Annotated in this window: 14 protein-coding genes and 1 pseudogene; 1 reads left to right on the top strand and 14 read right to left on the bottom strand. The window is 35.5% G+C overall.

Annotation, left to right across the window (positions count from 1 at the left end; genetic code table 11):
- Window positions 1-61: 61 nt before the first annotated feature.
- Both G3O09_RS18030 and mce read right to left on the bottom strand, forming a co-directional pair.
- The gene (locus tag G3O09_RS18030) at window positions 62-1,612 is read right to left on the bottom strand and encodes an acyl-CoA carboxylase subunit beta (RefSeq protein ID WP_163102839.1); all 1,551 of its coding nucleotides are present in this window, start codon (window positions 1,610-1,612) and stop codon (window positions 62-64) included.
- A complete protein-coding gene (gene mce / locus G3O09_RS18025; RefSeq protein ID WP_163102838.1) occupies window positions 1,609-2,025 on the bottom strand; it encodes a methylmalonyl-CoA epimerase in 417 nt (138 codons plus the stop codon). Before mce ends, G3O09_RS18030 begins: the two co-directional genes overlap by 4 nt.
- 200 nt (window positions 2,026-2,225) lie before the next feature.
- On the opposite strand from mce, the gene prli42 reads away from it, so the two are divergent.
- Window positions 2,226-2,321 carry a stressosome-associated protein Prli42 gene (gene prli42, locus G3O09_RS18020; protein ID WP_163102837.1) on the top strand — a complete coding sequence of 32 codons (96 nt, stop codon included), beginning with the start codon at window positions 2,226-2,228 and terminating at the stop codon, window positions 2,319-2,321.
- A 429-nt stretch (window positions 2,322-2,750) separates the two neighbouring features.
- Here the strand turns inward: prli42 and G3O09_RS18015 are convergent.
- The 12 genes and pseudogenes from G3O09_RS18015 to G3O09_RS17960 all read right to left on the bottom strand — a co-directional run.
- Window positions 2,751-2,912: pseudogene (locus G3O09_RS18015) on the bottom strand (transposase); the annotation flags it as partial.
- A 365-nt stretch (window positions 2,913-3,277) separates the two neighbouring features.
- Window positions 3,278-3,784, bottom strand: a complete 507-nt coding sequence (locus tag G3O09_RS18010; protein ID WP_163102880.1) for a L,D-transpeptidase — start codon at window positions 3,782-3,784, stop codon at window positions 3,278-3,280.
- A 38-nt stretch (window positions 3,785-3,822) separates the two neighbouring features.
- Entirely contained in the window at window positions 3,823-4,812 is a 990-nt protein-coding gene (locus tag G3O09_RS18005; protein WP_163102836.1) for an aromatic acid exporter family protein, read from the bottom strand.
- A gap of 460 nt (window positions 4,813-5,272) precedes the next feature.
- Window positions 5,273-5,995 (bottom strand): amino acid ABC transporter ATP-binding protein, encoded by a 723-nt coding sequence (locus G3O09_RS18000; protein WP_163102835.1) that lies wholly within the window; start codon window positions 5,993-5,995, stop codon window positions 5,273-5,275.
- Window positions 5,988-6,656, bottom strand: coding sequence for an amino acid ABC transporter permease (locus tag G3O09_RS17995; RefSeq protein ID WP_275898330.1), 669 nt, complete (start codon window positions 6,654-6,656; stop codon window positions 5,988-5,990). The genes G3O09_RS18000 and G3O09_RS17995 overlap by 8 nt, the downstream gene beginning before the upstream one ends.
- A 100-nt stretch (window positions 6,657-6,756) precedes the next feature.
- On the bottom strand, window positions 6,757-7,560 hold the full coding sequence (locus G3O09_RS17990; protein WP_163102833.1) for a transporter substrate-binding domain-containing protein: 804 nt from the start codon (window positions 7,558-7,560) through the stop codon (window positions 6,757-6,759).
- 364 nt (window positions 7,561-7,924) lie between these two features.
- Window positions 7,925-8,362: a BrxA/BrxB family bacilliredoxin gene (locus G3O09_RS17985; RefSeq protein ID WP_163102832.1), complete on the bottom strand. Its 438-nt coding sequence runs from the start codon at window positions 8,360-8,362 to the stop codon at window positions 7,925-7,927.
- A gap of 229 nt (window positions 8,363-8,591) precedes the next feature.
- The gene (locus tag G3O09_RS17980) at window positions 8,592-10,004 is read right to left on the bottom strand and encodes a HAMP domain-containing sensor histidine kinase (RefSeq protein ID WP_163102831.1); all 1,413 of its coding nucleotides are present in this window, start codon (window positions 10,002-10,004) and stop codon (window positions 8,592-8,594) included.
- Window positions 10,005-10,007: 3 nt separating this feature from the next.
- Window positions 10,008-10,718, bottom strand: coding sequence for a response regulator transcription factor (locus G3O09_RS17975; protein WP_163102830.1), 711 nt, complete (start codon window positions 10,716-10,718; stop codon window positions 10,008-10,010).
- 305 nt (window positions 10,719-11,023) lie between these two features.
- The gene (locus G3O09_RS17970) at window positions 11,024-11,377 is read right to left on the bottom strand and encodes a YxeA family protein (protein ID WP_163102829.1); all 354 of its coding nucleotides are present in this window, start codon (window positions 11,375-11,377) and stop codon (window positions 11,024-11,026) included.
- Window positions 11,378-11,401: 24 nt separating this feature from the next.
- A complete protein-coding gene (locus G3O09_RS17965) occupies window positions 11,402-13,333 on the bottom strand; it encodes an ABC transporter permease (RefSeq protein ID WP_163102828.1) in 1,932 nt (643 codons plus the stop codon).
- Complete coding sequence (locus G3O09_RS17960; RefSeq protein WP_163102827.1) at window positions 13,334-14,089, bottom strand: ABC transporter ATP-binding protein; 756 nt, start codon at window positions 14,087-14,089, stop codon at window positions 13,334-13,336.
- Between the last annotated feature and the right edge of the window lie 403 nt (window positions 14,090-14,492).

Genomic DNA, 14,492 nt, shown 5'->3' with positions numbered 1-14,492 from the left:
GTGGTGTGGCAAACCAAACATACTTGTTTTGCGTTAATATACATATTCTTATTATTTGAACCTATAACGGGATATTGCCATGTTTCTTATATGGTCTTGATTCTTTTTTATTTCGAAGCATTTCAAGAGATTGTATGATTTTAATCCTAGTCTCTCTTGGATCAATCACATCATCAACCATTCCTTGACTAGCGGCGACATATGGATTAGCAAACTTTTCTCTATATTCTTCTATTTTTTGCGCTCTTGTTGCTTCAGGATCTTCACTATTAGCAATTTCTCTAGCAAAAATGATGTTGGCAGCACCTTGAGGTCCCATAACAGCAATTTCTGCATTTGGCCAAGCAAATACCAGATCAGCCCCAATGGATTTACTATTCAATGCCACATAAGCCCCTCCATATGCCTTACGCAGAATTACAGTAAGCTTTGGAACGGTTGCTTCTGAATAAGCATAAAGAATTTTAGCGCCGTGACGAATGATACCGCCGTGCTCTTGTTTAACTCCAGGGAAGAAACCCGTTACATCTTCAAACGTAATAATCGGAATGTTGAAAGAATCACAAAAACGAATGAAACGAGCCGCTTTATCAGAGGAATCGATATCTAGGCCTCCTGCCATCACCTTAGGTTGGTTACACACTAATCCAACTACTTCACCTTTGATTCTTGCAAGACCTATCACAATGTTTTTTGCGAAATCTTTTTGAATCTCCATAAAGGAATCTCCATCAACCACTTGCTCAATTACCTTACGTACATCATAAGGTCGGATTGCGTCAAATGGGATAACATCCGTTAAGTCAGGTCGATAATCATCAGCTTGATCTGCATCTAACCTTGTAGGCTTTTGTTCATTGTTCTGTGGAAGGTAGCTTAATAAAGCACGAACCATCTCAATTACCGCTTCTTCTGTTTCAGCTTTAAAATGTGCATTCCCACTAATGCTATTATGCACATCTGCTCCACCTAGATCTTCAGCACTGATTTTTTCTCCTGTTACTGTTTCAATGACCTTTGGACCGGTAATGAACATTTGACTTGTCTTTTCAACCATAAAGACGAAATCAGTAATAGCTGGTGAATAAACGGCCCCTCCTGCACACGGCCCCATGATTACCGAGATTTGTGGTATTACTCCGGAATAGATGGAGTTTCGATAAAAAATATGTCCATAACCGTCAAGGGAAACGACACCCTCTTGGATTCTTGCACCACCTGAATCATTCAATCCGATAAATGGAGCCCCATTTTTGGCTGCTAAATCCATAACATTGGCAATCTTTTTAGCATGCATCTCCCCTAAGGCCCCACCAAAAACCGTGAAGTCTTGAGAAAATAAATAAATGTCCCTGCCGTTAACCTTTCCATAACCTGTAACAACCCCGTCACCAGGTCCTTTTGCATCAGCAAGTCCGAAATCATTGCATCTATGGGAAATAAAAGGATTCAATTCTACAAAAGTCCCTGGATCGACCAATAAGTCGATCCGTTCACGCGCTGTCAATTTTCCTTTTTCGTGTTGCTTATCTATTCTATCGTCCCCGCCACCTAGTTCAATTTCTCTGCGACGATCATATAATTCATTAATTTTTTCATAGATGTCAATCATGATTGCTCCTCCTCTTTACGTTCACAAAACTCATATAAAACGCCACCAGTAGATTTAGGGTGCATAAACGCTACTTGAGCATGGTGTGCACCAGGTTTTGGTTGGTCGTTAATCATAATAATTCCTTTTTCTTTCACTTCTTGGATTCTTTCCTCAATCTTACTCACACCTAACGCAACATGGTGAATTCCTTCCCCACGTTTTTCAATGAATTTAGCAATTGGGCTACTATCAGAAGTGGCCTCCAACAATTCCAGCCTAGTGTTACCTGCTAATAAAAACGCTACAGTCACTCCTTGGCTTTCGACTGTTTCTTTTCCTTCGAAAGTCAGTCCAAGTGTGTTTTGATAAAACTCCAATGCAGACTCCAGTGATTTTACTGCAATTCCAATGTGGTCAATTTTATTAATCATAGAAATCCCCCAAGTTCTGTCACTAAACTTTCAGTACTCAGATACTATTCTACAAAATTCGCCAAAACCCTGCTTTTTACTCAAAAAATAACTCTTTTATTTCAAATTTCTCTATCGCATTGCATACTTCTTACAGTTGTCTAAATTGCTTATTAAAGGTAAAATAGACTTGTACTATTCCTAAATAGGAGAGATGCAATATGAAAAATAAAAAATTCCGTAAATTCGTCGTATATATGATGATGGCAGTTATGTTGCTTTCAACTTTACTTACTGGAATATCATTTTTATTCTAAACATAAAAACCCTGAAGACATTATGTCTTCAGGGTTTTAATTTACAAACAATTTGAGGCATATGATTAAAGGTAGATTCAGTATACTTGAATACAAAATGATTATTCAAAAATTTGATATCATAAATATTGATTTAGCCGCTTTAAACGTAAAAAAGAGAGTGATTGTTTCACTCTCTCATATTGTCGACAAAAGGTATCGAGAATACGCTCTCTCGATACCTTTTGTCATTTTTGATATGTTTGGTAGGCGAAAAGGTTGATTTCCGCTCCAGCCGCTTGCTTTCCGGGGGGCGTTCGCCGAGCCTCCTCGTCGCTATCGCTCCTGCGGGGTCTCGCCTGTAACGCTAATCCCCCAGGAGTCAAGCGCCTTCCGCTCCAATCAACCAGTGTCCTTGAATAATCAACTTAAAAACCTGTTCATTAAGCTTTATAAATCATCCTTAAGCAACTTCCCATGTCCAAGTTTCTTTAGATTCATGGATGCAAACGTAAGCATCGCCTGCATGGACAATTTTTTTAATCCTCTTAGGGTTGTCCAACGCATACCATGCTTTTCCTTCGCATCCGCAAAGACTCGTTCAATCGTTTCCACTACAAATCCCTACTATGTGGTCTTGAGGAACAAGTTGTTCAATAGTCAGCATTTCTAATTGTTCACGTTCATTGATTTGATTTTTATTCATCATCGCTTATCACCTCTAAATTATGTACAAACACCGTTGATTGGAGCAGAGGGCGACGACTCCTGCGGGAAAAGCTTGAGACTTGAGACCCCGCACGAGCGTAGCGAAGGAGGAGGCTCAAGCCACGCCCGCGGAAAGCGTTCGCCCTTCGCTGCAATCAACTTCTCTAGTTCTTAGTTAACTTCTTTCATTGTAAAAAAAAGACTGTAGTCAAACTCGAAACTCTTCGAGTTTGACTACAGTCTGAGAGAGTGATTGTTTCACTCTCTTTTTATAGTGCTCCATGCTCCTTTGCCAGTTGCTTGTAACTTTTAGTTGATCGAGTGACAAGTATTTTTGTCCCTATAGGAACCTGGTCATATAATTTTTCAACGACAGGATTTAAAAGTCTTATACATCCATTTGAAACGTATTTACCAACCGTCCATGGCTGATTTGTTCCATGTACCCCATATATGCGCCCATCCGTTCCTCTAGCATCAAAACCAATCCAACGGGTTCCAAGTGGATTTCTCGGATCCCCACCAGGAATGTTCTTTTTGCGATAATAAGGATTTTTAGCTTTTACGGTAACAGTAAACAATCCTTCAGGAGTTAAATCTTGGCTTTTACCCGTTCCAGCTTTCACCACCTGCTGAACTTTCCCATCTTTAATAAAAGCTAATTCATTCTTACTTTTATTGACAATTATGAATGGGTCCCCTCGTAATGGATTCTGCCCTATGGGCCAAACAGGAGAAATACTTAAAATAATAAACAAAGTTAATAAAAACCGAATGCCATTCACCTTCGTTTCTGATTCAATTCATCGTCCACTTAGTTTAAACGGCCTTTCCTTTTTTCATTCACCTGTCTACTCGGTAATCCCGTAAAAGCACTCTTCAATGATAAATAATCTTGAATTTCCTTCGTTATTTGGATTAGTGCAGCCCGCACCTCAAATTCTTCTCTTGTATTCGGCAAATCCATTTCCTTGAATTGATCCATCATCTCATCTAGTTTATGTAAATAAATATTAGCAGTATTTTCTGGATGTACATTTTCGCTTATTTCTTCGATGAATTCTGCCACAATGTGACTTTGACAACAAGTGGCAGGTATGGAACTGATTAATGGCAAAAGCCTTTCTATTATTTCAAATTGTTTTTCTCGCATTTTAAAATAATGATAGAACAGATTTTCATGGCGTAGAAAATGGTTTTCAACATCTCGGAATGCCAATGTCTTTGCATTTTGAAGCAGCTTTGATACTTCTACTATTTCCTTACCGTCCCAATCCGTGTTATTTGTCCTCAGATAATGAGCCATCTGTTTAAGAATGATACTGAATTTACGTTCGATTCCTTCTTGGTATTCGTACAATGTATTCTCTAAGCTCGGCATGTATAAATTCATAATAAGACCTACACCGATACCAATTAAAATCAATGAAATTTCATTGAGGATAAATTGATAGCTGATTTCCGCTTGGTTATAGATATGTAAAATAATAACACTGCTTGTTACAATCCCATCTTGGACCTTTGCAGCAACTGCAGTTGGAATAAAAAATAATAGCATCAGCCCGATGACAATCGGATGGTATCCGATTCCCTCGAAGAATATCACTGAGAAAACAATGCTTATCAAACATGCAATGAAACGGTCAATAGACGTCCTTACTGATTTCTTTTTTGTAACCTGAATGCTTAAAATAGTTATGATTCCTGCAGATGGAAAATTGGAAAGACCGAAAAGTTGTGCAATTAATATCGCAATGGCTACTCCTATGGATGTTTTTAATGTTCTATAGCCAATTTTAAACATAAGGTCCCTCCCTTTGAGAATTTCCGTCACGCAATGATAGTGTAATTTACCCCTATTACCTGACCGATTTTTTCGTGGATTTACATCTTTTCCACTTATTTATACTACCCTAAAATATTAAAAAACTCGACAATTCTCGAGCCATTAGGTGGGGATAAAGGAGAATTTCCACTTTTATTTGCCTTACTGATATTTTGATTCTTCTTATACTTCATTGCTTCCAATTTAATTTTATTTAATGGCTCTGTTTTGATGATCACAGCTCCAGCACTCGTTTTCCGCGGGGGTTGGGATCCTCCACTGCGAATTGCACGCCTGTTGGTTCTCCCTAGACTCGCTTTTCCCGAAGGACATTGAACAGATTCCTCGAGTAATCTCACGCCTTCCATACCAATCAACAATAAGCTTTAATTTACCCTATAAAATAAAAAAAGAAGGATAGCAAAAAGCTATCCTTCTCTTATAGCATTTTCTCAAGAAAGTCCTTTGCACGTGGGGATTTAGGTGAAGTAAAGAATTCTGCTGGAGGAGCATCCTCTACTAGATTTCCACCATCTAAGAATAAAACTCGATCCGCTACTTCTCGAGCAAAGCCCATTTCATGGGTAACGATCGCCATTGTCATTCCTGTGTGGGCAAGTGATTTCATAACTTCTAAAACTTCCTTTACCATCTCAGGATCAAGGGCGGAAGTAGGTTCATCAAATAACATCACTTCGGGATCCATTGCAAGTGCACGCGCAATTGCTACCCTCTGTTTTTGTCCCCCTGATAAACGGTTCGGATACTCATGAGCTTTTTCAGCAAGTCCCACTTTTTTAAGTAATTCCATTCCCTTTTTATCGGCTTCTTGTTTAGAAAGTCCTTTCACTTTCATTGGTGCGTATGTGAGGTTTTCTAATACCGTTTTGTGAGGGAATAAATGAAAATGCTGAAATACCATCCCTACATTTTCACGAACCTTCAAAATGTTTGTCTTCTTATCTGTTATGTCGTGATCTTTTACAAAGATTTTCCCTTCAGTTGGCTGCTCTAAAAGGTTCATGCAACGCAGGAACGTCGATTTTCCCGAACCAGATGGTCCAATAATCGCAACCACTTCACCTTCACTGATGGAAGTAGTGATTCCTTTTAAAACTTCCAATTTCCCGAAATACTTATGAAGATTATCGATTTTAATCACTGCGTCTCATTCTCCTTTCAACTAGCTTACCAAGTACAGTTAGGATTATTACCATTACGTAATAGATGACTCCTGCAAAAAGGATTGGCTCTAAGAATTTATAAGTTTGTCCACCTACAATATAGGATCGTCTCATAATATCTTGTAATCCAATGACAGTTACTACTGCAGACTCTTTCGTAAGAGTAATAAATTCATTCATTAGTGCTGGAAGTATGTTTTTCATAGCCTGTGGCAAAATAATATCCCACATCATTCGATTATAAGGAACACCTAAAGCCATAGATGCTTCCTTTTGTCCTTTGTCCACTGCAAGAATACCTGCCCGAATAACTTCCGAGATATATGCTGCAGAGTTTAATCCAAACGATAGAAATGCAGCTACAAACGCGTCAATCTGAGTTCCAAATAACTGAGGCGCCCCGTAATAAATCAACATTAATTGAAGGACTAAAGGGGTACCACGGAAAATAGAGGTATAAATATCTGCAAACCAATTTAATGGCTTAAGTCTACTGATTTTGAATAAGGCCAATATGATACCCCATGCAAACCCTAACAACCCTGCTGCTGCTACGACCTTTAACGTTAGTGGAATACCTTCCAAAATGAAAGGCAATGAAGGCAAAATCCTTTCGAAATCAAAATTCATCTTTCTCATCTCCTTAAGACCGGGAATAAACTAGATAAAGTGCCAAGCATTCTAAAAAGGGAAATTTTTAGAATGCCAGACACTTTAAGGTTTATGATGGATTATTACATTATTTTGCTTGCTCTCCACCAAACCACTTAACGATTAATTTTTCTAGTTCACCATTTTCTTGCATTTTCTTAAGTTCCTCATTGAACTTTTCAGTTAATTCACTGTCCTTAGGGAATGCAATTGCAGAACCAGCTTCTTCTTCAGGTACAGGGATTACATGACCAACCAGTTCCTTGTTATCGTTTAGGTATCCTTTTGCCACCGTATCTTCGATGATCGCTGCATCGAAACGTCCAGCCATTATCTCTTGGACTAGTTCAGGAATACGATTTCGGTTTTCAACCTTCATATCGATATTGCCAGTTTCCTTCAAATCATTTGCTAATCCTTCTTGGATTGAACCCAGTTGTACACCAACTGTCTTCCCTGCTAAATCTTCTTGTTTTTCAATACCACTGTCTTTTTTCGTTACGATCATATGATTAGCCATGTAGTATACATCGGAGAAATCAACACTTTGCTTACGTTCTTCAGTAGGTGTCATACCTGCCAATACAAAATCAACTTGATCGGATTGTAAAGCAGTGATAAGTCCACTGAAATCCATATCTTGAACTGTAACTTCATATCCAAGGTTCTTTGCGATTGTTTTTGCTAAATCAACATCAAAACCGATAATATCATCACCTTTTGCTGTATCGATATATTCAAATGGTGGGTAGTCAGCTGATGTTCCCATTTTTAGTACTTTCTTTTCTCCGCCTTCAGCATTGGAAGCACCTTCTTTGTCAGAAGTTCCACAAGCTGATAGAAGTCCCACTAATAGAATTGATGTTAGGATTACTGTTAACCATTTTTTCATTTTTACTTTCCTCCTATAATTTTCTAAATATTTTCATACTTCACAATAATAAATTATTATGAGATATTTATAGATTTTTATCAAGCAAAAACCTTAAATTTAATATATATTCACTGATATGTATTTTAACACATACTTATATTTATGCAATATTGTTATTAAAAATAAATAGTTTAATATTATTTAAAAATATTTTCCAAAAGGGATATTACTGATTTCGGCACCTTCAAATAAGGGCTAAAGTGTAGTTTCATTATTCAAGTACTCGTAAGTTTCCACCTCTCTTTTGCATTCTTTGCTACCAGTTTATGCAGTCTTAAAACTGCATTAGAAAAAGGGACCCTATTTTAGGGTCCCCATTGAATTAAATTTCATCACAATATTTATCAAAGTAATTTTGCAGCTTTGTCACAACAGAGATAGGATCGTGACCTTCGATTTCATGACGCTCTATCATCGTACAAAGCTTTCCATCCTTTAATAATGCAAAAGAAGGTGATGATGGTGGATAGTCTACAAAGTAGTTACGGGCATGCTCCGTTGCATCCTTATCTTGACCAGCAAATACAGTTACTAAATGATCTGGGCGCTTGTCATAATGAACGGAATGAGCTGCTGCTGGACGGGCAATTCCACCTGCACAACCGCATACTGAATTCACCATAACAAGTGTCGTGCCACTTTTATTGAATGCTTCATCTACCTCTTCAGGTGTCTTAAGCTCTGTATAACCTGCAGTAGTAATTTCTTGGCGTGCTTGTCTTACAATATCATTCATAAAAAAGTTAAAGTCCATACTCATGGTATCGTCTCCTAATCAAATATTCATATCTATCATATCAATAGAAACGCTACTATTCAATAAAGAAGGATTTTAGTAAAGTTGGTTTATTTTTAAAAAGTCCGGGTACAATACTAGTACATCTAGATTATACCCCTAAACTCCCTAGATTGGATAGCAACCAAAGTCGTTGCTATCTTTTTTTGTGCATATACATATATATTGAAAGAAAATGGTATTAAATGGTCCATTATAATTCGATTTCAATCTTTGTACCATGATCAATCACGCTGCTAATTGATATCTCCCCATTATGTGCCTGAATGATATCTTTGGCGATGGCCATTCCGAGTCCAGATCCTTTATGTGACTCCCCGGTATTGGTTCCACGATAATAACGGTCAAAAATTCTATTAAGATCTTCCTTTTTGATTCCTTTACCATCATCCATTATTGTAATGTGTGTTCGTTCTTTCGACTCAATACTTACAACTATATTTACTTTGGAGTCATTATGGACGATTGCATTGTAAATTAAATTATTAAACGCTCTCCGAATTAATATTTCATCAACTTCAATATTAATAATTTCATTCTGAACTTGAAATTTAATATTTCTATTTGAATATCTTGCATCGTTTAATATATCAATTACAGTATTACGTAATAAAGTTACAATATTAATCGTTTTTGTATTTAACGCTAGTTCTTTATTTTTCAATCTTGTGGTTATGTTTAAATCTTCAATGAGCTCTTTCATATATAGTGATTTTTTTTCGATTATTTCCGCAAATTCTCTCATTTCTTCTAAAGAAAAATGATATTCTTGATCCTTCATCATTTCTGCATAGCCTTGAATAGAGGCTAACGGTGTTTTTATGTCATGGGATATATTGCTAATCCACTCTTCTTTTAACAAGTCTATTTTTTTTCTTTCTTTTTCGTTCTCTTTAAGCTGATTCGATAAACTATTTACATTATAAAAAACATCTTTATAGATTCCTTTAGGTTCATAAAGTACATTGTAATCTTTATTTGCCAATCTTATAATTCCACTAATTAATGTTTGTAATGGATGAGTAAGTCGTTTACTAAAAAAATATCCTATCAATAAAGCAATAAAACTATCTATAAGTAATAAAACAATACTTCCTACTTTTATCTTATGTAAGATATTTCGTGAATCATAAGAAAATATGATTTTTTCAATATAAGGATTCTTAAACCCAATAAAGTAACTATATTTTTTGTTATTTATCTTTTTTCCACTAATAAAAACAGTTGAAGAAGTATCAGCTTCAACATATTTATGTGAATTAACCACTTCTAAAGGGGTATACTTCTTCTTGATACCTACAGGAATTCTATAGCCATATACTTCTTTTCCATTTTCATCTAAAATTTGTATCCATGCTTTATTAGAAATAAGCTCTTTCTTACCTTTCTCACTAATAGCGATTTCATCATTTGAAGCCATTATATGTTCTTGAAAACTCCTGGTAAAAGTTTCAGCAGGAGTTGATTCCTTCGCTTGAAAAATTGGTACATTTAATGTAACTTGAACAATCAGTAATAACAAAATGGTAAAAATATTTATTAATATGACTAGTATTACAACCAAAACTACTGACATCAAATATCTTCCAGTTAATCTCCATTTCATCTCCTATTCTTCCTCTACAATTAGTTTATAACCTAATCCTTTAACGGTAATTAAATATCTTGGGCTGGAAGGTTGATCTTCAATTTTTTCACGAAGTCTTCGGATGTGTACCATTATGGTATTATCAAAGCCAATAAAATCCTCGCCCCAGACAGCATCACAAAGTCTTTCCTTACTAATGACCTTATTCATATTTTTTAGAAAATAAGTCATTAATCCAAGTTCCTTTCGCTTCAGATCAATCATTTTTCCATTCTTGGTCAATTCTGCTCTATGTTCATTTAATTCGAAAGGACCTGCTTTAATAATTGATTCCTTTGTATCATTTATCAGTAAGTAATCCGCTCTTCGTAATTGAGCCTTTACTCGATATGCGACTTCCTTCGGACTAAATGGCTTTGTGATATAATCATCCCCACCCATGGCAAATCCTAAAATTCTGTCAATTTCTTCTGCATTTGCAGATATAAATAAAATGGGCACGTTAGAAGTGGTTCGAATCTGCTTACACACATCATAGCCCTCTCCATCTGGTAGCATAATATCCAATAAAACAATATCTGGTTGTTTTTGTTGAAATTGAATCAATCCGTCACTCGTTGTGGTAGAGGTAAACACATGTTCTATTCCCTCTTTCATTAAAACGGTCTTCAATAGTCTTAATAGATCTTCTTCATCGTCAATAATTAAAACTTTTTTGTTTTTTAGCGTCATTAAAAAACTACCTCCATAATTGGACAAATTTAATCCTCATTATATAAAAAACGGGAACTTGTTTAATATCAGGGATGGCAAAATTCAAAGGAAAAACAAAATGATAATCCTAAAGCTTACTATAATTCATCCCTTTTATGTTTATTAGAAAATCACCCCTTATCTCCCTAATGGAGAAAGTCGATGTCTGTTCTTATATTATCCTCCATTAGATATAAATTCTGGCATACAAAAAGAACCCTTTTTAAGGATTCTTTTTTAGTTTATAGAAGTTTTAATGCTTAAGGAAAAGGTATGTCTTTATTTCAATCTATTTTTGCTTTTTCAGGAAGTTCTTTCTTTGTTACTTCCTGATAGGATGTAACACCTTTTCCATCCTTAACAAAAAGGCATAAATACGCTTTGTCACGAAGTTGTTTATGTGATGTAAACGTTAGTGTTTTTTCTTGGCCCTTTTTATTAAAAGCTGGTAATTCGTATTCATATGATATAAACGTCTCACCATTGTCTGCTTTCCCTACTAACTTCTTTCCTTGACCTTCAATTTGAGTATAATATTGATTCGCACCTATTCTATTAACATTTATATTTTGAATAAACAATAAACCACCAATTAATAATGCTCCTATAGCTACTCCAAATAAAATTAATTTTTTCATCGATAAGCTCCTCTATCTATTTGATTATTTTGTTTTCATGACAATTTTGTAGTATGCATTTACCGTTAAGAAATAATAAAAAATATAAATACAAGTATATACCCCCATGCATAGTACAACCGGGATCATTAGGTTTGTTTGTAATAGTCTTGATAAAGCAGTCAAAGCAACTGCACAATGAGCGATTCCTACTATTAATGGAAGGGAAAAGATAAACAATACTTGTTTTGCGATTGATTTCCTTACTTCTTTCTTATTTACACCAATTTTGTATAGAATCTCATAACGAGATTTATCTGCATTTGCCTCTGTTAATTGTTTAAAGTAAATGATACTTCCTGTTGCGACAAGGAATACTAATCCTAAAAATCCACCCATAAATATCATTAATCCTGTTGATTCCAAGGCAGCTGTATAATCTGCATAAAAACTTGAGAAGTTTGCTTCTTCCGATAAAATGGATTGAATATCTTTTGTAAGTTGCTTAGCTTCATCTTCGTTTGTAATCTTGTATATTTCCATGTTCACAGGGAATATTTCTTTTTCTAATTTGGAAAACAACTCATCACTCACAACGAGAGTGGCACCTGCAGTATATAGATTTAGGACATTGTATTTTTTTAGGTTCTTAAACGTAATGTTTTCGACGTGATCCTTTACATTCAAGGATATCGTTGATCCCACATACTTTGGTGACAAACCGTCATAATATACGGCTTCTAATGCAGCTGCATCATTCCCAATTAACGATAAGGAGTCTCCTCTATCTTGTGTTTTAGCTAATTTATTAAATGTGCTATTTGAAATTACTGTATAAATCATTTCATCACTAGACATTTTACTTTTTAGGGTTGTGATATCTGCAGTGATTTGAAGCGTCGGAATTTCTACATGATAGACAATGTCATGATTATTATTACTTGAGATGATATTTTCAACTTTTTTAGATACGGTCTTATCTTTAGAAACAAACATCATGTCGTTAGGATCAGCGATTTCTATATTACTTCTAGTGTTGTAATACAAACTGTAGGCAGTTCCAACTGCTGTTAATGTTGTAGCACTTAGTACTGCAATAACCGTCAAAGTCCGAGCATTGCCTTTTATGCGATATAGAAGCTGGGAAACCCCAATGATGTTAATCCCTTTCCAATAGGATCTAGTATTTTTTCTAGACAGCTTTAATAGGAATACGGTTAATGTACTGAATAGTAGATACGTACCCAGTATAACTGTACTTAAAATTACAAGTGGAGTAACCATCCATCCTATTACTTTCCAAACATTCGATTCCAATAAATTTTGTAAAGCTAGCCAATAACCAATTCCGATTAATATTATGGATATAAGAGCCAGGATAAAAGAAGCTCTCGGCTCTTTTTCACCTTCTTTATCTGCTTGGAATAATTCAATTAATTTAAATCGATATATCAATCGGTAACCTTGAATCGAAGTTAGGATTGTAATTAGAAAGAATACGATTATCGTATTTATTATCGCTTCGAATGAAATGACGAAATTCCCCATGGATTCGTAACCAATGACTTTCATTAAAATTGAAACAAAAACCTTTGATAATAAAGAACCTAGAAGAATTCCAATAATAAGGGCTACTATCCCCATAATAAAATTTTCATAAAATAACATACGGCCAATTTGTTTCTTACGTACACCCAATAAAGAATAAAGACCCACTTCTTTTTTACGTTTCCTTGTAAAGAAGGCGTTAGAATACCAAATGAAAATCCCTACAAAGATCATTAAGACTACTGCTGCACCACTAAAAGCAGAGTTGATTTTTTGTGATGAGCCTGTAGTAGCTTGAATGGTTTTATCGTATTTTAATGAAACGAATGTAAAGTAGATCACTATGCTGAAAATCATGGATGCAAAATATAAGAAATAGTTGGTGAAATTTTGCCTAATATTTTTCCTAGCCAAACTAAATAATGTCATTTAATGCCCACCTCCAAGAGAAGCTAGGACATCTAATATTTTTTGAAAGAACTCCTTATGAGAAAGGTTCATTTTATGAATCTCTGTATAGATCTTGCCATCATTAATAAATAACACCCGTTGACAAAAGCTAGCAGCGAAAGCATCATGCGTCACCATCATAATAGTAGATTTATTCTCTTTATTTAATGCGTTTAAGCTTTCTAATAAGCTAATAGCAGATTTTGAATCTAATGCACCAGTAGGCTCGTCCGCAAAGATGATATCTGGACTTGTTATTATGGCCCGAGATGCTGCAGTTCGTTGTTTCTGACCTCCTGATATATGATATGGGTATTTATCCAAGATTTCTCGAATTCCAAATGTATCAGCGATTTTATTAACACGTATTTCAATCTCTTTGGCTGGTACTTTTGATAACGCAAGAGGAAGCAGAATGTTTTCTTTGACCGTTAATGTATCAAGAAGATTGTAATCTTGGAAGATAAATCCAAGTTTATTCCGTCGGAAATCAGACAGTTGTTCTTCCTTCATATTAACAATGTTTTGATCTGCGATAATGATATCTCCAGACGATGGGGAATCAATGGTGGAAAAAATATTTAGTAATGTTGATTTACCAGCGCCTGATGGGCCCATAATCCCAATAAATTCGCCCTCTTTAATTTCTAAATCAATATCTTCCAAAGCTTTATACACGATTCCTTTATTATCAAATACCTTTTGAACTCTATTTGCTTGTAAGATTGTTTTCATTTAATAATCCTCCTCGTATCAACTACATAGGTGATTATAAATCCTGAACCTTACACTAATTTAATTCAAACCTTACATAAACCTTAAAAAAGCAAACCCTGAAATAGGATTTGCTTTTTTAGGATTACTATGGATTTATACTTAGATAAAATCCCTTATTATTAATGAAAAGAAGTCATCCTTTCAGATTGTCGACAAAAGGTATCGAGAGTACGCTCTCTCGATACCTTTTGACATTTTTGATATGTATGGGAGGCGAATGGTTGATTTCCACTCCAGCCGCTTGCTTTCCGGGGGGCGTTCACCGAGCCTCCTGATATGAACGAAACTGTCAAGGCTCCCACTCCATAACTGGTTTGGTTTTGTTTTTGGGCACTTTTAAGAAGAGAAGCTATTTGGGGCT

This window comes from Peribacillus alkalitolerans (assembly GCF_010882125.1).
In the GTDB taxonomy this organism is placed as follows: domain Bacteria; phylum Bacillota; class Bacilli; order Bacillales; family DSM-1321; genus Bacillus_BN; species Bacillus_BN alkalitolerans.
Note: the sequence above shows the minus strand (reverse complement) of the source record. Positions and strands in the feature narration are given on the sequence as shown.